A 24,745-nucleotide genomic window follows, 5' to 3' on the forward strand; every position below is an offset into this window, starting at 1 on the left:
AAGAAAGTGTGAAATGCATAAATAAAAAAGGCATTACGTTATTACGTAATGCCCTTCTTCCATCATAAAATTTCTCTACTTCTCTTCCGGATAATCACAATACTCAATGATTGTTCCCTCTGTATCCGCTGGGTTAAGATAAATTAACCTTCTACCGTGCTTATTAATCCGAAGTGTATGCTCTAACGTTCGAATACCTTGTTCTTTTAATTCTTCTAAAGCTACATCTAAATCATCGACACGATATGCAACGTGATGAACACCTTTACCTTTTTGCTTTATAAATCTGGCAATTGGTGAAGTCGTATTATTCGTTGGTGCGAGTAATTCAATTCTATCTCCATCCACTTCAAGAATGGCTACTTCACTTTCAACACCAGGAGCTTCACTTACGTAGCGATCTATTAAAGTTCCTAACAACACCTTTTCATAAAAACGTATCGTACTATCTATATCTCGAACTGCGATGCCGATATGATCAATTGTTTTTTTCATTTTATTTCCCCTACTACTTTATTTTTTCTATCCCTATCAATAGTAACAAAAAAAGTTATAGAAACAAGTTCTATAACTTTTTTATTTAACTTATTTTCTTATTCGCACTAGCTGTTGGTTGAACTTCATTTTTTACTTTCACAATGCTAATGCCGTATCCGATTAGTCCGCCAATAAGTGCCGGTAAAATCCAACCTAATCCAACTTCATGCATTGGAAGTAACTTAGTAAGAATATCGTTCACTACCGCTAATTTCATACCAGCTGCATTTAATCCATCAAACATACTTACAATAAATGTTACTAATAAGCTGCCTTGATACACTTCTGCTCGTCCTTTAAACAATGGATGAAGGAGTGTTAGGAAAATTAATACGATTGCTAATGGATAAATTGCGATCAATACTGGAACAGAAATTGCGATTAATTGTGTTAAACCTACATTCGCAACAACTGCACTGAACACTGATAATACAATTGCAATCTTTTTATACGAAACGTTCGGGAATAACTTATGGAAAAATGAAGAACACGCTGAGACTAGTCCAACACTAGTAGTTAAACATGCTGCTATAACCATAATACCTAATATAATTCCGCCGTATGACCCGAAATAATAGTTTGAAACTTTTGCTAATACTGCACCACCGTTATCTAAATGACCAAGTTTTGCAACACTTGAAGCTCCCATAAATGAAAGTGCTGAATAGATCATTGCTAAAATAGATGCAGCAATCAACGTTGCTTTTGCACAAACAATCATAATATCTTTTTTTGTTTTTGCGCCCTTTTCTTTAATTGCATTTATGATGATGATACCAAATACGAATGATGCTAACGTATCCATTGTTAAGTAACCTTCTTGGAACCCTTTAAAGAACGCATGTGATGTATACGCCTCTGCAGGTGCTTGCATTTCTCCCATTGGATGAATAAAAGCAACTACTACTAAAATTCCAATGAACGTTAATTTAATTGGAGTTAAGATTTTCCCTACAATATCGACAATTTTCGCGGGATTTAGCGAAAAAAAACAAGTAATGCTAAAGAATACAATTGTAAAAAGAATAAGTGCTGTAGAACTGAAACCTTCTGGTACGAAAGGTCTAATACCAATTTCATAAGAAACGCTTCCTGTTCTCGGAATAGCGAATAACGGACCAATTGCTAAATATAAAACTGTCGTAAATACAATTCCGAATACTGGATGCACGCGACCTGCTAACGATTGTAAATCTTCTTTACCTGAAATACCAAATGCTAATACTCCAAGTAACGGTAAACCTACACCTGTTACTAAAAATCCAGCGTTTGCAATCCATACATTCTCACCTGCCGATTGACCAAGCATTGCCGGGAATATTAAATTTCCTGCTCCAAAAAATAGTGCGAATAACATTAATCCAATAACTACTATGAACGAAAACGGTACTTTGTTCGTCATAATATAACCTCCATTCCAATCCTTTTATCTCATTTCCATTTTTAACTAATTGAATTTTCTGAATATTTAATTTAAGTATCAACTATTCTTGAACTCATTATAGTTTGAAATATAATATTTTGCAATACTATTTTCAAACTTTTCTTTTATTTTATAAATATACATTTTTTAACATAGAAATAGACTAAAAAACCAACATGGTCATCCATGTTGGTTTTTTACATTTACTATCAATTAAAATTTTGCCGCTACTTTTTTAACGTTCTCTAAACCTTCTTCAACAATTTGTTGTGAACGATCTGGATATTGATTGTGCCCTTCAATTACAACAGTCTCTGGATTTGTAATTCCCCAGAACCCAAGCACATTCGTTACATAATTAACGGCCATTTCCATAGGAGCCATTTGTTCTGAAGAGTAATCTGAACCACGTGCACCTAATACAACGACTTTCTTATCACCAGCTAAACCTTCTGGGCCATTTGCTGTATATTTAAACGTTTTTCCAGCTTGAGATAAATATGAAATATACGTAATTAATGGCGCTGGGACTGTGAAGTTCCATAGTGGAAAGGCAAATACAACTTTATCAGCTTCTAAAAATTGATTTAAATATTGATCTACCGTAGCTACAGCCTTCTCTTCTTCTGCTGTTAACCCCATTCCTTGACTACGTTTGTATCCACCTGAAATAGCGATATTTCCGTAATACGGAAGATCTAATGCGAATAAATCTAACTCCGTAATTTCTGTATTTGGATTCGCTTCTCTATAAGCACTTACAAATGTTTCATACATTCTTGAACTAACTGCTTGCTCCGCTGGACGATCGTTTGCTTTTACAAATAATACTTTTGACATTGTTTTATTCCCCTCTACTTTTGTATTTTCTTCTTTTTTACCAAATAACGAGCTAAATAATCCCATTTTATTCACCTAAACTTTCTTATCATATTCATTATTCATCATCATAAAAATTCTTATTCTAATAAAAAGTTCCAATAGATACCTTAAGTACAAACATAAAAAAACTTTTTGTTATTTAATTACCTTATGTAAGTGATTGTAATACAGTTACTTACTTTAGTCAAGTAACTTTAAATAAAAAATAATATCTCGAATTAAAAACAAAAACTGCAATACAATTAAAATACCCATTGTAACTTTATTGTTTGTATAATGGATGTAGAGAGGGCAATTCATATTTAGAAAGGATTTACTCATGAGCACTATAGAAAAAATTCAAACTTTTATTATTCTTTTTGCTGTTACATGCGGCATCGTACTCGGACAATTTAATTTGATACATATGTATTCAGAGCACTTTATTGTCCCATTCTTATTTTTCATGCTGTATGGATTATTCCTCAGCATTCCATTGAAAGAAATAAAAAATGGATTCCGTAATTTAAAATTCGCTGGGACGAGCCTTACTATTAATTTTGTATGGACACCTTTACTCGCTTGGGGGTTAGGAGCACTATTTCTTTCAGATCACCCAGCACTTTGGGTTGGATTTATTATGTTAATGGTTACTCCATGTACAGATTGGTACTTAATCTTTACTGAAATAGCGAAAGGAAATGTAGCACTTTCTACTGCTATTTTGCCTGTAAATTTAATATTGCAAGTACTACTCCTTCCCATTTATTTATTTTTATTTGCTGGTGTCATGAAGACTGTAGCGGTTTCTGTTTTAGTAGAAAGCATTGTTATCGTAATCGTCTTACCATTTGTACTTGCACACGCTACAAAGTTCATTATGAATAAACTGAAAAAAACTGAAACACTCGAGAATAAACTCATTCCATTTTTCAGCTCTGCTCAAATTGTATTTTTAAGTTTAGCAATCGTAGCGATGTTTGCATCACAAGGTAAATATTTACTACAAAATATGAATGTCGTTTTACTATTACTCATTCCTGTTCTATTGTTTTTCATCATTAATTTTGTACTAGGACAATTTATCGGACGCATGATGCGTTTATCTTATAACGATACAGTAAGCCTAAACTTAACAACATTAGCCAGAAACTCTCCTGTTGCACTCGCTATCGCTGTAACAGCTTTTCCTGACGAGCCTCTTATTGCACTTGCACTCGTTATTGGACCATTGATTGAACTGCCAGTACTTGCTTGTGTTTCACAAGTGTTGTTACTTATTAAGAAAAAACAGCAATATACATAAAAAAACGTCCTACTTTAGGACGTTTTTTATTTTTGAAAAATCTCATACAACACTTATTTCTTATTTATCATTACAAATGAAATAACCGAAACTAAAAACGTAATAATACCAATTATAATAAATAGAATAGAAGCTGAAATTGACTCTAATGAATATCCTGTTATTGCAATTCCAACTGGAGTTGATACTAATAATAACGAACTTAAAAAACCAAAAAATCTCCCTTGCACTTCATTTGGAATTAATTTTCTATACAGTACTCCAAAATATACATTACTCACTCCAAATGCAATTCCTGATAAAAAATAATAAACTGAAAATAATACCGGATTTAACGTCGTACCCATTGCAGCATTAAAAATCCCCATGATAGCAGTACATATAAAAGCAGTCGTAATCGTTTTATATTTACGAATCTTTTTAGTAATAAATGCTCCTATTAAAATCCCTATCGGTGATGCCGCAAAAACTATACTATACCATCCCGTAGAAAGGTCCATTTCTCTAACAACTATTACTTGTAGTGAAAGCATACACGCCGCTCCAAGTAAATTAATAACCGCAGCGCTCATAAGCAATGTTTTCAATGATTGATTACTATTAAATATGGAGAAACCCTCTTTAAAGTCTTCGTAAAAAGGCTTTTTCTTTTCTACTTTCAATTCACGTGGAAATTTGATGTTCATTAAAATTAAAAAAGATATAAAGAATGTGAGTGAATCTAATACAAATACTCCATGAAAACTAAAAATACTAATTAAAAAACTCGCTATTAAAGGAATGGTAACCGATATGATTTGTATTGATATTTGCCTCAGCGTAATCGCTTGTTGAACATGCTTTTCTTCCACATATGTTACTAATGCTGCATTTGAAGCTGGTGTAAATAAGGAACTCCCCATTGAACGTATTATAAGTAAAATTAGTAACGGAATGTATAGCATTTTATTATAAAATGCTATAACTGCAATTAAAATCATAACGATACATCTCATAACATCCGCAATTATCATAAGCTTTCTTCTCGACATTCGATCTGCTAACGTTCCTGTCACAGGCGCAAACAGAATCGTAGTCGTTGCTATTGCAATGTTTACTCCAGAAACAAGTATTGGAGAATTCGTTAATTTCATTACCCATAACGGTAAAACGAGCGTAACCATTGAATTGCCTATCAAAGAAGTGCAACTTGCTAAGAAAAAATACGAAAAAACTTTATTGCTCCAAATACTATCACTAGTGCTATCCTCTTTTAAACTTTCAACTTGATTATTCACTACGCCCTCCGGTTTCTTCTTCTATATTTTCTTTAATTCTTTCGCTTCTGTATCACCACCTTTCTAATTCTCTATTTATATGACAAAAAACCTTCTTCAAAATAAGAAGAAGGTTTTCTTATAACCGAATTCTTATCTATTAGGACTTTTAGATCCTACAGGATTTAGCACCTTTATTTAACATTAGGTTGCTGAGGCTTCGAAGGGCCAGTCCCTCCACCTCTCTTAATAAGAAGTTTTTATTTAATTATCTAAATTTCTTGTATTTTACATCAAAATAATTTCAATATGTTTTTCTATACAGTTAAAAGAAGATGACACCTATCATCCTCTTTTAACAATTTTGTCGTTACGTTAATAAAACCTTTCTAATTAAAAATTATAGGAAAAGTAAATATAACAACCGCTGCCCAAAGTCCGTAGATTGGCAAATACTTCGTAACGGCATCTTGAATAGCTGTCGGTCCTGATTTGTTTTGCAAGAAACGCATATAAGAAAACATAATCCAAATGAGATTTGCCCAGATCAGTATGTTTACGCCTAAAACAGCAAGTCTATTAGGTGTAATCCCGTAAGAAGAAAGTCTGAATACGATGGCTGACAATGCGACAGTGTCAATAATAAGTGCCAGAACAATTAAGGCAAAATTTATATAATCTGAAATGCTCTTTTTCTCGTCTGAATCACTCTCAACGATAGAAAATATAGTAACAGCCAATACACCAAGGAGTATTCCGTTGAAGGCCATTAAGAAATTGCGGTCCAAGAATGGATTTTTCCCGACCCACATTACCGTTATAAGATAGATAAACAATGTGATTAAGACAAGTGGACTAAAAATTTTAGATATGTATGGTGTAATATTTTTAGCAAGTTTAAGATTTAATGATACTAAGTATGCAGCCACTACAGCGAGAGCGGCAGCTCCAAATAAAACAACATTACTAAAATAGAACTCTCCTATATCCAAGTCAACAAAGCTAAATAAACGCATGGTTAATACTGCTAGTATCATTCCGCTCACTGCCATACTCGCGTAGAGAAGACCATATTCTAAATTAAACTTAATATACGCTAATCTTGTACTACCTTTTGAATATTCATTTCCCGTAAACGCAAGTCCCAATAAGAGCCATAACAATATAGGAAGATGTAAATACGCAAGGATACTGCTGTCTTTATAATTTAATGGCAACATATTAAGATACAACCCGGCAATTAGGAACAACGCTGCCAGGAAATAAATAATACTTTTTTTCGGAGTATTATTGTAAATAAAATAAGCAGCGATAAAGGGCATTACACCAAAAGCTATGTTAATTGGAGCAATTGCTTCCTGCTCGACAAAGTGGAAAATGATTCTAGTGCTTAGCCCAGCTAAAATAGCTAACATGCCCATGAATAAGAAACCTTTTTGAAACAGTGATATTTTTTCTGCATTTGTCTTTCCCTTGAAATGCAACCTTTCATACCAAGCAGCTAGCACCTGAGAATCAGGGTTTTCATCCCATGCTTGTGAGAATGACTTTTTAAAAGCTTTCGGGTCTTTTCTATACATTCTCTCCAACTCATGAGGGTTATCCATATTTTCAATAATCAAATTGTGATTGTTCATAGTTTTACCTCCTCTAATAAAAAACAGCGTTGTTACCTTTCTATAAAAAGCATCTCACTGATTTATTATGATATTGATTTTAATACAAAATTTATTGTTTTACAATAAAAAATTATCAATTATAAAGATTTTTTTATTGTATATTTCATTTCAAATAAAAATATATAGTACTACTTATTCAAAAAAAATATCCTATAGTATAGACTTTTTTAAGTGTCTATTCTATAGGATACAGTTTAATTATCATATTTTTTTTATTTGTTGAAACAACTTAATTCTCAAACACAAAATTCATCTTATTATCTTTCCACTCTAACTTCGCATCAAACGTTTTCTCGCCCTTTTTAAAACCTTTAATTAAATCGGTCTTTTCACCTTTTAAGAGCTTTGTCATATTCTTTTGCGAAATTGTTTTGCTTAATATCTTCTTTGAGATGGTAAAATCACATTGTGTCGTGTTGTAGTTGGAACAACCGTAAAACGTTGACTTATCAATCACATCTCCATCACATTTTTTACAACTACCAACCTTTTTACCTGTTGTAAATTTCGATCCTTTTCGCTCAATCGATTCAACATGTAATCCAGTGAAATCCCATTTCTCCGACATTTCCACTGCATCTTCAATAATTTTAGCTGATAGCTTTTTCGTTTGTTCCATAAATGTAGCTGGGGATGCTGTGCCTTCCCCGATTTCTGCAAGGCGCTGCTCCCATTTCGCTGTCATTTCTGGTGAAGCTAGTATTTTGTCTCCGATTGCGGTAATTAATACTTTTCCTTTATCGGTTGCGTACACTTGGTTCTTCTGCACATCTATATATTTACGGTCTTTCAGCATCGTAATAATACCTGCACGCGTTGCCTCAGTACCTAGTCCTTCTGTTTTCTTTAATACTTTCTCCAGCTCTTCATTCTCTAAATACTTACCCGCTGTTTTCATTAACGTAATAAGTTGTCCTTCTGTATAACGCTTCGGCGGCTGTGTTTTTCCTTCTTTCACTTTCACCTTTACAACTTTTCCTTGTTCACCTTCTGCGACAATTGGAAGAATTGTTTCGTCATCTTTATCATCTTGGAAAATAACTTTACGCCAACCTTCTTGAATTTGCTGTTTTCCTTTTGAAATGAATTCAGCACGTTCATCTACAAGAGTTGTAATCGTTGTGTAGTCAAAGATTGCTACTTCATAATGCGCCGCAATCAGTCTTCTTACGATCATATCGTAAATTTTCTTTTCATCACCTGATAGTTTGCTTGGATTTGTAACTTGCTCTGTCGGTATAATTGCGTAGTGATCTGTAACTTTTTTTTCATTCACATAACGCTTATTGTTCATAATCGATTCAACTGGAGCTGGTAATAAACCTTTATATTCATCAAACTGACTTAACTTCTGTAAAATATCAGGGAACGTCGCTGCTTCTCCTTGAGTAACATAGTTTGAATCTGAACGAGGATAAGAGACAATTCCTTTTTGATATAATGCTTGTGTTATATCAAGCGTCTTTTTCGGTGAAAATTTAAAAGCTTTATTCGCTGTCGCTTGCAGTGCTGATAAATTAAATAAAAACGGTGGCTGAAACTCTTTACGCTCCGTTTTCATTTCTTTTACTACAGCCGGTTTCCCTTGGCAAAATGCCGCAATTTTATTTGCCATATCAGAGTCTTGTAAGCGGGATTCACTATCCTTCTCCCATTTCCCCTCATACTTCTTTCCTTCTATATTAAAGGTTGCGAACACTTCCCAAAACGGCTCAGACTTAAAGTTTTCAATTTCTTTCTCACGCTTTACGATTAATGCAAGTGTCGGTGTTTGTACACGACCAGCTGAAAATACATCGTTCATTCCTTTTTTCTTTAGCAAAATACTAAAGACACGCGATGCATTCATACCAACGACCCAGTCCGCACATGACCTTGTATATGCCTCATAGTACGTATTGATTGTATCTGCTTCATCTAGTAAATTTTTAAACCCTTGGTATATAGCTTGTTTCGTTAAAGATGAAATCCAAAGACGCTTCATCGGCTTTTGCACGTTACAAAGATTAATAATGTTTCGTACGATTAATTCCCCTTCACGCCCAGCATCGCCCGCGTGAATAATTTCTGTTACCCCCGGATTATGTAACAGCTGTTTCACAACGTTAAATTGCTTATACTTTGATTTTGTTACTTCAAATTGAAAACGCTCTGGAATCATCGGTAACGTATTAAGTGACCATTTTTTCCACTCCGCGTGATAATGCTCTGGATTACATAACTGCGTCAAATGACCAATTGCCCATGTACAGTACGCTCCATTTGGAAATAACTCATTCGCTTCCACTTCTAAATAGCCATCTTTCCGGCGATATTTAAATTGTGAAACAAGAGCCAAACCTTGATCTGGTTTCTCGGCAATAATTAATTTCATTTTATAACTCCCTATCTGTATTCCAGTGTTACTTTCATTGTCTATCTGTTTAGAGGCGATGATAAAACAACAATCTTATTTATCATTCGCGGTTTGTCTCGCAAATGGGAGACCTATAATATTATACGCTTATTCTTTATGGCTTCACAATAGGTTGAGTTATATATTACTTAATCCAGATTAAAACTTTACACTTGGTATAACTCTAATTATCACTTTAAAGATTATCCACCTTTTAGTTCTTAATCTATCATTTCTAAATTCGATGAATTCATACTTATAACATCCTTTCAAACAATGCAGTGCGCCCTGAAAAACATACATAGATTAAAATACCTAAATTAACTGTTAACCATCTTCTTTTAGAGACAGAAACTTTAATTACCATTGTAATAATGAATAGTATAGTTTTAACGTGTTATCTTTTATTTCAAATTCTCTAAATGTATTTTCAAGAAATTTACTTATATCTAATTCTCCTTTAAATTCCGTACATTAATTTAAAATACCCTTTAAATCTTTTACATCTTCAAAACTTAATAATTTTTCATTGACCACGAATATTATATAACAAAAATTCAGGCCACTCTTTTATTACCAAAGGTATGACCCTAGATTGCTATAATTAAAAAGGATAATAATTCATACCATAAATAAACAAAAACGAAGCCTAGTTACAAACTTCGTTTTTTTCACCCTATCATATATTATTGGTGGTTGCCTAAAAGTACATTATTCAGTCACAGTTGTTTACACTTTTATTAACTTTATAAAAAAAACAAACATCTTACTTTGCTAATATGCAATTGGCTTTTTCTAATTTTTTTTCAGAACTTTTGGCATCCTTTTGTACATAAACTAGATATTTTGTATACAAATATAATTCAGGAATCATCAAATCTACATACTTCATTTAACATTTCCCTCCTTTGTTATTATAGCTAACTCTTCAATTTGATTCAAATGATGCTGTTCATGTAACGCTAGAACTTCTGCCATGTATTTAATAGATATCTTACCCTCTTCTTTATGCATCGCCACTTTATCCCAATTATCTAGTTCATCTAACAAAGAAATTGTTTTTTCTCTTAATACTTTAAATCTAGAAATTAAACACAATATCTCTTCTCTTTTATATTCTTTGTAATTTCTCACTAATACGTATTCTTCTGGATTATAAGATTCTAAAATAGGAACATTTTGAGAAAAGGTATCTTTAATTCTCTTCCCCCACACCTCTTCAGTATCATATAAGTGACCGATAATTTCAGAGGTATTCCAACCTCCTACTAAACGTGTTTTGAGTAAAACTTGTTCAGGCATTCCTTGAACCAATTCATCTAAATTCTTCAAAGTTGTTTGCAATGATGTAATTATTTCTCTTCGCGTAAGATTCTGTAATTTCATATTCAACCTCCAAACTAACTATGATGTAGATGTTACCTCTGATCTTTGTTGTTCATTTTCAAATCGGGTCCTAGATAAAATTTTATTATTTATAAGACTTGCAATAATTATAAAGCCTCCTATTCCAAAAGCAATCGTAGGAATAGAAACTAAATCTCCTATAAACATCATTAAAATAAACGCTAAAATATACGAAATTCTTGATAAAGCAATCGATGATGCAAAAACTCGCCCTCGAACTTCAGGGTTTACGTAAGTCATAATACTAGTTGAACTTAAAACTTCGATAGGCCCATACCATAAATTAGCTAATACAACTACAATCAAAAATAATATAAAGTTATCTTGTTGATAAGAAAGACAATGTAATCCACCCAAAATTAATAAAGCTAAAGTAATCCATTTACGGTAATATACTAAAGTAAATTCTTTTTTCTTAAAAAAAGCTACTAGCGTCGCACCACCAATGATTTGTCCTAAACCGCTAGCCATGTGTCCAAGACCTAATCCAAAATTACCTGCATTAAAAAATTCTAAGATATATAAACTAAAAATAACGTATACGATCCCTAATGCAAATTCTCTTGCAACTAGTACCCATATTGCACTTTTTAATACAGGCATGTTTTTAATTTCTAATAGTCCTTCAGAGACTTGTTTAAAGTAAGAATCTTTGACCTTACTTGACTCAATTTTTTCACTAATCTTTATAAACATAAGACAAACTGCAGAGATTAAAAATGTAAATGCATCAATAAAATAAATCATTTTAATAGATAATATCTCTGTAACGAGTCCACCGACTCCCGTAGAAATAAGCATAACTGCGCTAAAACTTGTAGTAAGGATACTATTTGCGCGCGTTAAACTTTGTTGAGGTATCACTTCAGGAATAAACGATGAACGTGCTGGTAAGTACAAGCCTGAAAATGATCCATTAATAATAAGAAGTAAATATAAAAAATATGGAGACACATTAGTCGAAACAACTATTACAAACCCAATTCCAATACATAAACGAGCAATATCTGCAATAATCATAAGTAAACGTCGGGAAAATCTGTCAATAATCGGACTGAAAACCATTGAAACAACTATTGTAGGCAGAATTGAACAAATAAATAATAAACTTATATGTGTAGCGTCTCCTGTTAATTTATAAATTAAACCAATTGTCGCAACTGTGCGGAACCAGTCTCCAAAGGCTGATAAATTTTGTCCAAATAGTAATAGTAGGAAATTCTTGTCCCTCCACAATACATATTTATCAACTTTATTTGTATTCACTAAACTTCCACTCCAACTGGTTCGTACCAATTCAATTGTTTCTGTAGTCCATTTACACTTTTATCAAAATATACTTTTTCGTTTGCAGGAATTAAATCTACTAGTATAGCAGGATACCAAGGTTTTGCTTCCTCTTTCAAAATATAACAATCTTTCTCTTCAATGACTACCTCTAAGTGTACGAGAGAATTTAATTTAGCAATTATTTTATCTTTTTCTGGCATTTCCTCTATATAATGTTTCTCTAATCTCATTGTTTTCGGGAAAAATATAAATCTTCTATCATACGCATGATATAAACGTGATTTTGCAACGGCTAATCCTTGCTCCTTGATTTGTTCTATATATTTTTGTGTGTTCCCCTCATTTGCCCATGTAATACCTTGCATATATGTCACGGCTCCAGTTCCTAATCCTATACACTGGTCCTCATATCCACCATAAATAATCTCTCCATATTTAAACCTCTTTTCTTCATGTCCAGGTGCCATAAATGTATATACATACTTTTGATTCCAACCACTATTTCTAAAATGATTATATGTTATACGATTATATTTAATTTTTTCTGCAGGAGTAGGAGGCCTTGGAATACTACCTTTTGTTATTTTGTTTAACCACCCTTTTGAACATGCAATGTATTCTAAAGGATAGGCATCTATACTAGTTGTTCCCAATTCCATTACTGCATTTAAGTCATCTATAAGTTCTTTTTCACTCTGTCCGGGTAACTGATATAACAAATCTAAATTATAGCTTTTAAAATATCGCTTCATTGTCTCAACAGTATGTTGTATCTGTTCATAACTTGAAGTTAAATTAAATAACTTTCTATATTTAGGGTTCAAAGTTTGTACTCCAAAACTTCCACGATTTGCTCCCCCAGCTGCCATTGCTGCAATTCTTTCTTCATCTGCTGTTTTTGCCTCACATTCAAACGTCCACTCATAGTCAGGTGACAACCTGAAATTTTTATTAATTGCTGTTGTTAACTTTTCTATTAAAGTAGGAGTAAGTACAGAGGGCGTTCCTCCACCAACAAAAATAACATCGAATGTTAAAGCTTGAATGACAGGAGATGAGGATAATAATTCCATCTCTTTAATAAGACATTCTACATACTCTCCAATTATAGGTTCATACTTTGTAGATTTAATAAATGGACAAAATGAGCAAATAGTATCACAAAAAGGTATATGAAGGTATAATGCTGTTTTTCCTTTTTTCTGACTTACCTCTGTTTTCCGCAACATATTTTCAACTCTACTTTGAGCATTTTCAACACTATCCTCCCCAAAAAAAGGGTATAAAAAATTCCATAACATAGGATGTTCTGGATAAATTTTTTGCATTATATTCATATCATTTTTTCCTACCTTTCAGTTCATTTTTTATAAATCATAGGGGAGTTAAAATAACTCCCCTATGATTTATCCATTAAAGTGCAATCCATTCAGTTTTTAAAGCAATCCACTCTTTTTTCATAATTATAGTTCCCCCTTCATTTTTATTAGACGTTTTATTCTGAAATTTCAGTTTACTACGCCTGTTTTTTATTATAATTCTTATTTTCCGAGTATTCTATATCTATCTTTTTTCTCAATAATTGTCTTATGTATTTATAAAATTTAATAATAATAAAATGATACTACGAGATTCCTATATATTTTGAAACTCCTTTGCATTATATAAAATTAGTTATTTTTTACATTAATGTTTTTCTATAGTATTTAATCATATAAAGTAAATCTTTAATCAACCCTCACCAATCAGGATTTTTCGGGATAAAATATTGAACTTCTCATAATCGTGAAACCTATAGTATTTTTGAGCATCACAATCGAAACCTCCACTGTTTTAGATCTTTAAAAAAAGAAAGACACTCAAAATTGAGTGCCTTTCCTTATCCACTGTTAGTTTGAAACACTATGGATTTCCTTTACATTTTCATTATATACGCTCATAAACCCTTCAATCTCTTCAACTTCTCTAATAATATCTTTCGATAAGTTTTCATACCCATCTTTCGTTACAAGAATGTCATCTTCAATACGAATTCCAATTGATTCTTCTTCAATATAAAGACCAGGTTCAATTGTTATAACCATACCTTCTTCTAACACTCTCTCTTTATATGTTCCTACATCATGCGTATCTAAACCAAGGAAATGGCTGACACCGTGATAATAGTATTTTGATAACTCTTCGTCTTCCTGAATTAAACCAATTGCTTTACACTCTTCTGCTAGTACCTTTTTTGTATGCTCATTTAATGCAGCAAACTTTACTCCTGGCTTAATGAGTTTCGTTGTTTCTTTCAATGCTTTTAATACAATATTATACATTTGTTTTTGGCGACTAGAGAATGTTCCATTTGCCGGGAAAGTATAACTAATATCAGCATTATAGTAGTCTTTTTGAGCGCCTAAATCTAGCAGTACTAAATCACCATTTTGAATTTGTGCATCATTATCTTCATAATGAAGAACTGTAGCATTTTTTCCACTTGCCAAAATTGTATTGAACGCATGATGCTTAATGCCAGATGATTTCAGTGTGAAATCAAACTGAGCTTCTAACTCATACTCCATCATGTCAGCTTTTGCATGCTTAAGTACGTTGTAAATACCCTCTTTCGTTACAGCAATTGCTTCTTTAATGATTTCAACTTCTTCTTCTGTTTTAAACACTCGTAATTCACAAATATTCGGATATACATTACCAATTAAAACGTGTGGATACTGTTCTCTTACATGTTTAGAAAATGCTAGCGTTTTTGTCTCCGTACCATTCCACTCACGACGCTCTAAATCTAAATATAGATGCTTCACATTTTCTGTAAAAAGTATATTTGACATTGTCTTTTCAAAGCTATCTAAATATACAACTTTCTTTATACCTGAAATTTTCTCTGCTTCTTCGTTAGAAACTGTTTTACCGACCCATTTTTCCATTACTGGATCTGATTTTTCAATAAAAAGTGTTTCTTCTACACTATTTCCAAACTTCTTCAACATGAAAATAATATTTGGTTCATCGATCCCTGTTACATAGTAAAAATTTCGATTCGGCACAAATTTATAATGTGCATCCGCTGACATATGAGGTGCTTGTCCAGCAAATAAAATAGTAATAGATTCATCCGGTAATGTGTTTACTAATCGTTCTCTATTTTGAGCAAAAAATGTTGATTTCATAATAATCCCCCTAGCGTTCTATGTATGCTTGTAAATCTAATTATCCAATACAATTCATTCTATTATTGTTATAATTTTTCGTCAATTAATAGTACTCATAGAGAAAGAAAAATTTTCATTATTAGGGCCCCTTTCAAACTTAATTATGCATACCACTCCACAATTTCTTGACATTTATTCCATATACTTAAAATCTCATATATAGGAAAGGAGCCTACAAATTTGAAGCATTATGTGGCAAAAGGATTAACAATTACTTCTTTATTCATAATTTCAGGATGTTCTAGCAACGCCGAAACAGCACCATTGAAAAAAGAAACGGTTCAATCTCAACCGAAAAATAAAGAAACTGCAACTGCAGTACCATCCAACTTCTATAAAGAAATTGCATCCGGAAAAATCGCGCACATTCACGGAATTGGCTATGCAGGAAATATGCCGGGTATTTCTATCGCAACTCATAATGGTATAAAAGTTTATCAAAATGGAAAATGGTTTGAGACTACTACACAGTTACACGATTATATGGGCTTTCAGGCAACGAAAAATGGATTTTTTGCCAGCGGACATCCTGAACGAGGTGCAAATTTAAAAAATCCTTTAGGGTTAATGAAAAGCTCTGATGGCGGTAATACCCTTGAAAAGCTAGCGTTCTATGGAGAATCTGATTTTCATAACCTTGCTGTCGGATACAATACGGAAGCAATTTATTTATACAATGAGCGTCCAAATTCTAAATTACAACAAGGTTTTTATTTCAGTACAAACAACGGACAAGATTGGAGAAATAGTAAGTTAAAAGGTCTTTCAAGTACGATGCATTCCTTTTCCGTACATCCGGATCAAGTTAGTGTAGTCGCGGTAAGTACTAAAGACGGTGTTTACTTATCTACAGATTACGGAAATACATTTGAACTATTCTCTACATCACTTGAATCGACAGCAGTTACATTAAGTAATGAAGATGTTATTTACGCCCCTATCAATAAACAAATCATAACGAAGAAATCAATTGCTACAAATGAAGAGACAAATATACAAACTCCATCTTTAGATGCTAAAGATGCAATTATGTACATATCACAAAACCCTCAAAATTCAGCTGAAATAGTATTTGCTACACTGAAAGCAAATTTGTTCCTTTCTACAGATGAGGGTAAAACGTGGAAGCAGATTACGAAAGAGGGAGCATTCCAATTTAATTAGAAGGGTGAATATAACTTGTTTTCAACAATTAGTGAATGGAGCTATCAACTCATGTCTCCTTTAATGGATGTCGCGAATGCTACGAAATCAGTACCTCTTTTATTTGCGTTTTTATTAGGCGTAGTAGGTACCCTTGCTCCTTGCCAATTAACAGGAAATATTAGTGCTATTACACTTTATGGCAATCAATCTTTACAAAAAGGACATGCATGGAAACATATATTGTTATTCATTTTAGGAAAAATAATAGCTTTTACAACACTTGGACTATTCGTGTGGTTTTTAGGAAAAGAGATTCAGCAAATATTAACTTTGCACTTCCCGTCGTTACGAAAAATAATTGGACCTTTATTAATTTTAATGGGGCTAATGTTGGCAGGTATTATAAAGAGCAGAAATTTCTTCTCGATCAAATTTATACGAAAACAAAATGAAGTGGGCTCATTTTTACTTGGATTCTTCTTTTCCTTAGCTTTCTGTCCGACTATGTTCGTTCTATTTTTCGGAACGCTAATTCCTTTATCTTTCTCATATAATTATGGATACTTGTTTCCAACATTCTTTTCGATAGGAACTGCTCTCCCTATCGTTATATTAATGTTTATCATCTCCTACCTTGGATTAAATGGGGCACTACTTAAAAAGAGCCGGAAAGTAGGAAAAAACATTCAGCTTATAGCAGGGATATTACTCATTTTAATTGGCCTTTATGATACTACTCTATATTGGTAATACTTACAAAAAGTAAGCTACAGTGAAATGAGCTTACCTTTTGTATCATTTTATTTATTCATTTTTTCTTTTGTTGTAGTTGGCTTAGTAAATTCATAACAAACGCCAGAAACAGTGGATCATTCTCTTTTTTAGGTGACCACTGCATAATAAGTTGTCGTGGAATTCTAATTTCTATCGGTTGCACAATGAAATCATTAATAATTTGCTTATGTAGTCCTGATACTGGAACAATTGTTATACCGTTAACCTGTAAAGCAAGTGCTAATGCTGAACTAATAGTCTCTGATTCCATTACTTTATTAACTACTATTTCATTTTTCATCAAATATGGTTCAAGTACTTCTTTACAACCAGAAAGCGGCATAATGAAAGGATAATTTTTCAACTCTTTAATAGTAAGATTAGATGGAACAAACTTTGAAGAAACCATAACATACGGATCTTCACCAATGACATCATAATGAAATCCTTGTATCAAATTTTCTTTTATAGAAATAGAAAAATCTGCACTTCCAGAAGACAACCAATCTAAAACTTCTTGATAGCTTCCCTCTCGAACTGCAAGCACATACTGACTGTGATCAAAATTACCTAATTCGATACACTCAGCCAAACAATATACTGTAACTGACGGATAAGTAGCTAATACAATCTTATACAGGCTTTTATTTTTCAATTTTAAAGCTGTTTCTTCAAGATTTTCATACTCGATTAGAAGTCGATCTACACAAACTAAAAATTCTTTTCCATTTTCAGTTAAAAGAGTTCCTTGTCTAGAGCGATCAAATAAAGTTAAAGCATATCGTTTCTCTAATTTGTTTATGATATGAGTTATAGCCGGCTGTGTCATATGTAATTCCTTAGCAGCTAAACTAATACTATTCAAACGAGCCACGTATTTAAAAACTTTAAAATCAAAAACGTTCATTCTGTTCTCCTTATATAAAAAATATTTATATCATCTATAAATAAGCTTCATTATATTTATCAACTCACTTCATATAAACTAATTATACATCATCAATATTACGAAAAAATAACCATATAAACATTAGAGGAGTGTTGATTAAATGAGTACTTACGTTTTAGTACATGGAGCATGGCAAGGTGAATGGGCATGGGAATTAGTAAAACCTCAGCTTGAGGCTTTAGGTCACACTGTTATTACACTAGACTTACCTGGAAGCGGGAAAGATATGACTCCCTCCCAAAATATAACGTTAGATTCCTATGTTAATGCAGTAACAGCTACTATAAATCAACAAAACGAAAAAGTTATTCTTGTTGGACATAGTATGGGTGGAATTGTGATCACGCAAACCGCTGAACTTATACCAAATAAAATCGATAAATTAGTATATCTTTGTGCATTCTTACCACAAAACGGAGAAAGTCTTGGTAGTAAATTAAATGGAGAAAACGGACCACAATTCTCTATAAATGAGAATGACTTGACTGCAGAACTTATACCAGAGTTGATTGAACAAACATTTTTAAATGCTACAGAAGACGGTTCTATTAAAGAATCATCTTTTAATCAAATGCGTCCTCAACCACTAGGACCGTTCCAACAAGAGCTAAAAATATCAGAAGAGAATTTTGGAACTATAAATCGGATTTATATCGAAACAACTCTAGATAGAGCGATTTCGATTGATTTTCAGCGCCGAATGAATACAGAGACCCCTTGCACGAAAATAATTACTTTGGAAGCTGATCATTCACCATTCTTTTCTAAAGCTACAGAACTTGTTAATTACTTAAATGAGTTAAGCTAAATCTCATTTAATGAAAATAGACACCCGCGGGTGTCTATTTATTATGCTAACTAGAGATTGTATTTTCTTCTCTACATTTGCATGCCCTTTTGCTTCATCTCCCACTTTCTATACAGTAGTACTGCACCAAATAAAAATACCCCTGCAACAAATGAAGCTACTGGTAACATTTTTATCATTTCATCTGGAAATACGAGCGGCAATAATGGAAATGCATACGCTACCGGAATACGTACACCAACGATTTTTAATAAAATTAGCATCAATATCATATTTAATAATGTAACTATAATCCATGAACCAATTGCAAAATACAATACCGTTCCAACAGTTGCCGATATAGTTAGTACTACTATTTGTTTAAAAGCCATTCTTTCATTGTACATCGGCTTTTGAAGTGATTCATACACGACAACTAATATTGGTGGAATAACTGCTAATTGTTCATAACCAGTTATCCAACATAAACTGATCCACACGAAATTCAGTATTAGTAGTTACCTTCATTCTTTCTCATCCCATACACTTACAAAACAAGGAGTATTTACAGGCATTGACACTTATTAAAAGATACGTTACAATTACTATACATTAATAAGTAACTAATGTAATTAAATCTAACTAGAGGTGAAAACAAATGAAAAACATTTTATTCCGTATTAATGAATTATCAAAAAAAGAAAAAGCATCTGGATTAACAGTTGATGAAAAACAAGAACAACAAATGTTGCGTCAAAACTATACACAAACATTTCGTGGAAGCTTAGATTCCATTTTATTAAATACAAAAATTGTTGATCAACATGGTCTTAACGTTACACCAGCGGCATTACAAGATGCTCAAATACGTTTAAAATTAAGCAAATGAGTTCCGCGCTAAAGAATTTCAATAAAACCTAAAAAGAGCTGGATTTCCTATATAGAAATTCCAGCTCTTTTTATTGTCTTTTCTAATTTAGTAAACGAGCGATACATCGCAATTCTCCACGATACAATCATCGCAAATGCGAGTAAGAAAAACATTCCGCTTAACTGTGCTAAATCAATTGATTGACTTAAATATGATTTTAACGCTACTCGTACAACCAATAATCCGACTAAAATAAATATGAATGCTTTTGACGGTTTCATAAATATATGCTCGGCCCTTATTTCGAGCTTAGTTGTTTTAATTAGAAATATAGAAAAAATAAGTCCTACACTAATTGCCTCTACTATTTCTAACGATGTTAATCGAAACTCCGGTAAGAAGTACATCATTGCACCAGTACTCATAAAAATTGGCGGTAATATAATTTTCTTTTTCGTTACCGGTTTTTTCGCTGCTTTAAAGCGCAGAAACATGACACCAACAGCCATACAAACCGCTACAATACTTGATAAAAGTGCTATCATACTCTCCCCACTCCTATCTATTTAACAGACTTTTTGAGCAAAATCATAAACCAAACGAGCCCGATACTTATAATAACATGACCTAATCCAGCCATATGGCTTAAACCGTTAAAGTCAGTTCCATTTACTTGTAGAAGACCTCTCCATAACATTGTAGCAATAGTAAAAATTAATCCTACATTATAAACAACAAACCATGCACAAAAACTCTTTGTTTCTTGTACATGAAACACTTTACATAAAGCTAAAGCAATTAAAAAGAATACGAAACCGAGCACTAATACATGTGTATGCACCAATTGCAACATTGTGGACCCTTTAATTCCTTGTGCTTTCGTATACTCTCTTGCAAATACTCCTGATAATAGACCAATAATTAAGTAAATGAATGCCGTATTATATAATCTCTTCATTCTATTCCTCCTGTTGTAAACTTTCTATATTCGCTGCAATTATTTTAAGCAAAGTTTATGAACAGAATATGAACAAAATATTACATTCAACTTTCAAAAATAAAAAAGCCATTCCACAATTCATATTTGTGGAATGGCTTTTCAATTTATTTTAAATCTTCTATTGAGAAAGCGCCTGGAAGTAATTGCTCAACAGTCACTTCTTTTTCATCGCCTTTTACATTCGTTAGTAAAACTGGCATTTTTGGTTCACAGAATTCAGCTATCACTTGTCTACAAGCACCACATGGTGAAATTGGTCCATCCGTTTCGCCTGTAATAACCAAGTAACTAAAATCGCGTTCACCTTCTGATACTGCTTTAAATATTGCTGTTCTTTCTGCACAGTTACATAAACCGTAAGAAGCGTTTTCTATATTACAACCAGTATAGATTTTACCTTCTTTCGTAACTAATGCTGCACCAACAGGAAATTTAGAATACGGAATATATGCTTTCGATAACATCTTATTTGCTTCTTCAATATATTTTTTCTTATCCATATTATTTCCCCCTCAAAGTAAATGTAATGATAATTAGTCAGTAATAACTGTATGAACTAATTTAGGAGCCACTGCTGTTTCAGCGATAGAAATGTTTTCATAAATTTTAGCTTTTACATCTTCTACATTTTCGCGATTTGCATAAATCGTTACGAACGGCTCGCCTTCTTTTACTGCATCGCCCACTTTTTTACGTAACATTAATCCTACCGCTAAATCGATTTCATCTTCTTTTGTTGCACGACCAGCACCAAGTAGCATAGCAGCGATACCGATTTCATCTGCAACAATGTTTGAAATAACACCTGAAGTTTTAGCAGGTACATCAATTACATACTTCGCCTGTGGCATTTTTTCTGGATTGTCTACAATTGAGCTATCTCCGCCTTGATTGCTTAAGAACTCTTTAAACTTCTCAGTTGCTTTTCCGTTTTTCATAACTTCAATTAGCATTTCACGAGCTTCTTCTAATGTATTTGCTTTTTTCGCAAGTACGACCATTTGACTTCCTAATACGAGTACTAATTCTGTTAAATCTTCTGGACCTTCACCTTTTAACGTATCAATCGCTTCTTTCACTTCTAGAGCATTACCAATCGCGAATCCAAGAGGTTGTGACATATCTGAAATAACAGCCATAGTTTGACGTCCTACATTATTTCCGATACGTACCATTGCATGTGCTAATTCTTTTGCATCTTCTTCTGTTTTCATAAATGCGCCAGCACCTGTTTTTACATCAAGTACGATTGCGTCAGCACCAGCTGCAATTTTTTTACTCATAATTGAACTTGCGATTAGAGGAATTGAGTTTACTGTTCCTGTTACATCGCGTAATGCATAAATCTTTTTATCTGCAGGTGTTAAGTTTCCTGTTTGTCCAATAACAGCTACTTTGTCACGGTTTACAATATCAATGAACTGCTCTTTCGTAATTTCAACGTGGAATCCTTCTACCGCTTCTAATTTATCAATTGTTCCACCTGTATGTCCTAAACCACGACCAGACATTTTGGCTACTGGTACGTCTAAAGCAGCTACTAATGGTCCTAATACTAAAGTTGTTGTATCACCAACGCCGCCAGTTGAATGTTTGTCTACTTTAATTCCTTCAATTGCTGATAAGTCGATCGTTTCTCCCGATTCAACCATTGCCATCGTTAAATCTGCACGCTCACGATCTGTCATATCTTTAAAGAAGATTGCCATTGCAAGTGCACTCACTTGATAATCAGGAATACTTCCATCTGTATATCCATTAATAAAGAATTTGATTTCTTCAGTCGTTAATTCTTTGCCGTCACGTTTTTTCGCAATAATATCTACCATTCTCATTACAATCACCATTCCTTTTTATATGATATGAATCTATTAAAATAATAAGCCCACGATTGTTGCGGATAAGAAACTTACTAATGTTGCACCGAAAAGTAATTTCAAGCCGAATCTTGCGACTACATTCCCTTGCTTTTCATTTAAGCTCTTAACTGCCCCTGCAATAATTCCAATTGAAGAGAAGTTTGCAAATGAAACTAAGAATACAGATATAATCGCTGTCGTTCTATCTGAGAAATTAAAGTTTCCTTGTGCTAAATCTGTCATAGCGACAAATTCATTTGATACTAATTTCGTTGCCATAATATTTCCGGCGTTAACTGCTTCATGCCAAGGTACACCCATAATAAATGCAAATGGTGCAAATACATAACCAAGAATTTCTTGGAATGAAATACCGATTACACCTTTAAATACTGCATTAATGAATGCGATAAGAGCAACGAAACCAACTAACATAGCTGCCACTGTAATCGCAACTTTAAATCCGTCTATAATGTATTCTCCTAATACTTCAAAGAAGGTCTTTTTCTCTTCCTCTTGTACTTCTAACATATCTTCTTCTTCAGTAACTTCATAAGGGTTAATAATAGAAGCGATAATAAAACCACCGAATAAGTTAAGCACTAAAGCGGTTACAACATATTGTGGTTTTAATAACACCATATATGATCCAACGATAGACATTGAAACAGTAGACATTGCAGATGCACATAATGTATACATTCTTTTCTCTGGCAATAATCCTAATTGTTTCTTAACTGAAATAAACACTTCAGATTGTCCTAAAATCGCAGAAGCAACAGCATTATATGATTCTAGTTTTCCCATTCCATTTACTTTACTTAATGCTAGACCGATAGATTTCACAATAATAGGTAATACTTTAATATGTTGCAAAATACCTATTAAAGCTGATATAAATACGATTGGCATTAATACACTTAAAAAGAATGAAAACTCTTTTTGATTTACTAATCCACCAAATACGAAATTCACACCGTCAGCGGCATATTTTAATAGCTCTCCAAAACCATCTGCTATTCCGCTAATTAATATGTTCCCCACACTTGTATTTAATAATAAAAACCCCAAAATGAATTGTAATATAACCATCGTTATGATTGGGCGATATTTGACTTTCTTTCTATTATTACTAGCAAGCCAAGCGATACCTAAAATCAATACGAGGCCAAAAATACCAATTAAGTATTTCATAAGCCGTCTCCTCCCATTCGTATCCGCTTACATTTTTTGAAAGTTGTTAAAGCAATAGATACACTTTACTTTGTGTATCTATTGCTTTTGACTTCATTAATGATTAGTAGTTATCTGTAGCACCTTTTGCATCGTTTAATACGATTGCAACACTAGCACTTGCTCCAACGCGAGAAGCTCCAGCAGCCACCATTTTGTCTGCATCTTCACGTGTACGAACGCCACCAGATGCTTTTACACCAACGTTTGGTCCTACTGTTTTGCGCATTAATGCGATATCTTCAGCAGTTGCTCCGCCAGTTGAGAATCCAGTTGAAGTTTTTACGAAGTCAGCACCAGCTTTTACTGATAATTCACAAGCGCGTACTTTCTCTTCATCTGTTAATAGGCAAGTTTCAATGATTACTTTTACAAGAGCTTTTCCTTTTGCTGCTTGTACTACTTCATAAATATCTTTTTCAACGAACTCATTGTCACCATCTTTTAATGCACCTACGTTGATTACCATATCAACTTCAGTTGCACCTTTTGCGATAGCATCTTTTGTTTCGAATGCTTTTGTTTCAGTCGTACTTGCTCCTAATGGGAAACCGATTACAGTACAAACATCTACATCATGTCCAGCTAATTCTTCAGCAGCTAGCTTTACCCATGTAGGATTAATACAAACAGAAGCGAATTTATATTCCTTTGCTTCTTCGATTACTTTCATAACATCTTCTTTTGTAGTATTAGCTTTTAAAATTGTATGGTCAATTAACTTTGCAATATTCATTATCTTCACTCCTCATATCTT

At 33.1% G+C, this 24,745-nt stretch carries 23 protein-coding genes, 1 pseudogene and 1 riboswitch; of the genes and pseudogenes, 5 read left to right on the top strand and 19 right to left on the bottom strand.

Annotation, left to right across the window (positions count from 1 at the left end; all coding sequences use genetic code 11):
* Positions 1-75: 75 nt before the first annotated feature.
* The 3 genes from KVT31_RS06950 to KVT31_RS06960 form a co-directional block, all read right to left on the bottom strand.
* Positions 76-495, bottom strand: coding sequence for a VOC family protein (locus KVT31_RS06950; protein WP_000750833.1), 420 nt, complete (start codon positions 493-495; stop codon positions 76-78).
* A gap of 85 nt (positions 496-580) precedes the next feature.
* Positions 581-1,939, bottom strand: a complete 1,359-nt coding sequence (gene brnQ / locus KVT31_RS06955) for a branched-chain amino acid transport system II carrier protein (protein WP_088096029.1) — start codon at positions 1,937-1,939, stop codon at positions 581-583.
* Between the two features lie 234 nt (positions 1,940-2,173).
* Entirely contained in the window at positions 2,174-2,866 is a 693-nt protein-coding gene (locus KVT31_RS06960; protein ID WP_088096028.1) for an FMN-dependent NADH-azoreductase, read from the bottom strand.
* 295 nt (positions 2,867-3,161) lie between these two features.
* Between KVT31_RS06960 and KVT31_RS06965 the strand changes: the two genes are divergently transcribed.
* Positions 3,162-4,127 (top strand): arsenic resistance protein, encoded by a 966-nt coding sequence (locus KVT31_RS06965; RefSeq protein WP_088096027.1) that lies wholly within the window; start codon positions 3,162-3,164, stop codon positions 4,125-4,127.
* Between the two features lie 53 nt (positions 4,128-4,180).
* Here the strand turns inward: KVT31_RS06965 and KVT31_RS06970 are convergent, their stop codons facing one another.
* The 8 genes from KVT31_RS06970 to KVT31_RS07000 all read right to left on the bottom strand — a co-directional run bounded on the left by KVT31_RS06970 (position 4,181) and on the right by KVT31_RS07000 (position 15,327).
* Positions 4,181-5,404: an MFS transporter gene (locus tag KVT31_RS06970; RefSeq protein ID WP_088096026.1), complete on the bottom strand. Its 1,224-nt coding sequence runs from the start codon at positions 5,402-5,404 to the stop codon at positions 4,181-4,183.
* A 129-nt stretch (positions 5,405-5,533) separates the two neighbouring features.
* Positions 5,534-5,639, bottom strand: a riboswitch (SAM riboswitch).
* Positions 5,640-5,772: 133 nt separating this feature from the next.
* Positions 5,773-7,020 carry a DUF4153 domain-containing protein gene (locus KVT31_RS06975; RefSeq protein WP_088096025.1) on the bottom strand — a complete coding sequence of 416 codons (1,248 nt, stop codon included), beginning with the start codon at positions 7,018-7,020 and terminating at the stop codon, positions 5,773-5,775.
* A gap of 271 nt (positions 7,021-7,291) precedes the next feature.
* Positions 7,292-9,436 (bottom strand): DNA topoisomerase III, encoded by a 2,145-nt coding sequence (gene topB / locus KVT31_RS06980; protein WP_088096024.1) that lies wholly within the window; start codon positions 9,434-9,436, stop codon positions 7,292-7,294.
* Between the two features lie 787 nt (positions 9,437-10,223).
* A complete protein-coding gene (locus KVT31_RS30575) occupies positions 10,224-10,349 on the bottom strand; it encodes a hypothetical protein (RefSeq protein ID WP_255260282.1) in 126 nt (41 codons plus the stop codon).
* Positions 10,346-10,843 (bottom strand): DinB family protein, encoded by a 498-nt coding sequence (locus KVT31_RS06985; RefSeq protein ID WP_088096023.1) that lies wholly within the window; start codon positions 10,841-10,843, stop codon positions 10,346-10,348. The genes KVT31_RS30575 and KVT31_RS06985 overlap by 4 nt, the downstream gene beginning before the upstream one ends.
* A gap of 18 nt (positions 10,844-10,861) precedes the next feature.
* Positions 10,862-12,160 carry an MFS transporter gene (locus KVT31_RS06990; RefSeq protein ID WP_226545427.1) on the bottom strand — a complete coding sequence of 433 codons (1,299 nt, stop codon included), beginning with the start codon at positions 12,158-12,160 and terminating at the stop codon, positions 10,862-10,864.
* Complete coding sequence (locus KVT31_RS06995) at positions 12,130-13,491, bottom strand: coproporphyrinogen-III oxidase family protein (RefSeq protein WP_226545428.1); 1,362 nt, start codon at positions 13,489-13,491, stop codon at positions 12,130-12,132. The genes KVT31_RS06990 and KVT31_RS06995 overlap by 31 nt, the downstream gene beginning before the upstream one ends.
* Before the next feature lie 552 nt (positions 13,492-14,043).
* Entirely contained in the window at positions 14,044-15,327 is a 1,284-nt protein-coding gene (locus KVT31_RS07000) for an aminopeptidase P family protein (RefSeq protein ID WP_088096021.1), read from the bottom strand.
* A 222-nt stretch (positions 15,328-15,549) separates the two neighbouring features.
* Between KVT31_RS07000 and KVT31_RS07005 the strand changes: the two genes are divergently transcribed.
* Positions 15,550-16,533, top strand: a complete 984-nt coding sequence (locus tag KVT31_RS07005) for a F510_1955 family glycosylhydrolase (protein WP_088096020.1) — start codon at positions 15,550-15,552, stop codon at positions 16,531-16,533.
* Between the two features lie 15 nt (positions 16,534-16,548).
* A complete protein-coding gene (locus tag KVT31_RS07010) occupies positions 16,549-17,265 on the top strand; it encodes an urease accessory protein UreH domain-containing protein (protein WP_226545430.1) in 717 nt (238 codons plus the stop codon).
* A 58-nt stretch (positions 17,266-17,323) separates the two neighbouring features.
* On the opposite strand, the gene KVT31_RS07015 is transcribed toward KVT31_RS07010, so the two are convergent.
* Positions 17,324-18,196: a LysR family transcriptional regulator gene (locus KVT31_RS07015; RefSeq protein ID WP_088096018.1), complete on the bottom strand. Its 873-nt coding sequence runs from the start codon at positions 18,194-18,196 to the stop codon at positions 17,324-17,326.
* A gap of 142 nt (positions 18,197-18,338) precedes the next feature.
* On the opposite strand from KVT31_RS07015, the gene KVT31_RS07020 reads away from it, so the two are divergent.
* Positions 18,339-19,046: an alpha/beta fold hydrolase gene (locus tag KVT31_RS07020; RefSeq protein ID WP_088096017.1), complete on the top strand. Its 708-nt coding sequence runs from the start codon at positions 18,339-18,341 to the stop codon at positions 19,044-19,046.
* A gap of 71 nt (positions 19,047-19,117) precedes the next feature.
* Here the strand turns inward: KVT31_RS07020 and KVT31_RS07025 are convergent.
* Positions 19,118-19,540 (bottom strand): annotated as a pseudogene (locus KVT31_RS07025) (hypothetical protein); the annotation flags it as partial.
* Positions 19,541-19,683: 143 nt separating this feature from the next.
* Here KVT31_RS07025 and KVT31_RS07030 point away from each other — a divergent pair.
* Positions 19,684-19,914 carry a DUF896 domain-containing protein gene (locus tag KVT31_RS07030; protein ID WP_063224254.1) on the top strand — a complete coding sequence of 77 codons (231 nt, stop codon included), beginning with the start codon at positions 19,684-19,686 and terminating at the stop codon, positions 19,912-19,914.
* 47 nt (positions 19,915-19,961) lie between these two features.
* Here KVT31_RS07030 and KVT31_RS07035 read toward each other — a convergent pair whose 3' ends face one another.
* The 6 genes from KVT31_RS07035 to deoC form a co-directional block, all read right to left on the bottom strand.
* The gene (locus KVT31_RS07035) at positions 19,962-20,441 is read right to left on the bottom strand and encodes a CcdC family protein (protein WP_088096016.1); all 480 of its coding nucleotides are present in this window, start codon (positions 20,439-20,441) and stop codon (positions 19,962-19,964) included.
* A 17-nt stretch (positions 20,442-20,458) separates the two neighbouring features.
* Complete coding sequence (locus KVT31_RS07040) at positions 20,459-20,854, bottom strand: DUF2871 domain-containing protein (protein WP_088096015.1); 396 nt, start codon at positions 20,852-20,854, stop codon at positions 20,459-20,461.
* 146 nt (positions 20,855-21,000) lie between these two features.
* Positions 21,001-21,396: a cytidine deaminase gene (locus KVT31_RS07045; RefSeq protein ID WP_000358539.1), complete on the bottom strand. Its 396-nt coding sequence runs from the start codon at positions 21,394-21,396 to the stop codon at positions 21,001-21,003.
* A 33-nt stretch (positions 21,397-21,429) separates the two neighbouring features.
* Positions 21,430-22,731 carry a pyrimidine-nucleoside phosphorylase gene (locus KVT31_RS07050; RefSeq protein WP_001983022.1) on the bottom strand — a complete coding sequence of 434 codons (1,302 nt, stop codon included), beginning with the start codon at positions 22,729-22,731 and terminating at the stop codon, positions 21,430-21,432.
* A 36-nt stretch (positions 22,732-22,767) separates the two neighbouring features.
* Entirely contained in the window at positions 22,768-23,949 is a 1,182-nt protein-coding gene (locus KVT31_RS07055; protein WP_000876173.1) for a NupC/NupG family nucleoside CNT transporter, read from the bottom strand.
* Positions 23,950-24,052: 103 nt separating this feature from the next.
* Positions 24,053-24,724: a deoxyribose-phosphate aldolase gene (gene deoC / locus KVT31_RS07060; RefSeq protein WP_001017444.1), complete on the bottom strand. Its 672-nt coding sequence runs from the start codon at positions 24,722-24,724 to the stop codon at positions 24,053-24,055.
* Between the last annotated feature and the right edge of the window lie 21 nt (positions 24,725-24,745).

Source organism: Bacillus sp. GbtcB14, from assembly GCF_019091205.1.
Taxonomy (GTDB): Bacteria; Bacillota; Bacilli; order Bacillales; family Bacillaceae_G; genus Bacillus_A; species Bacillus_A cereus_AG.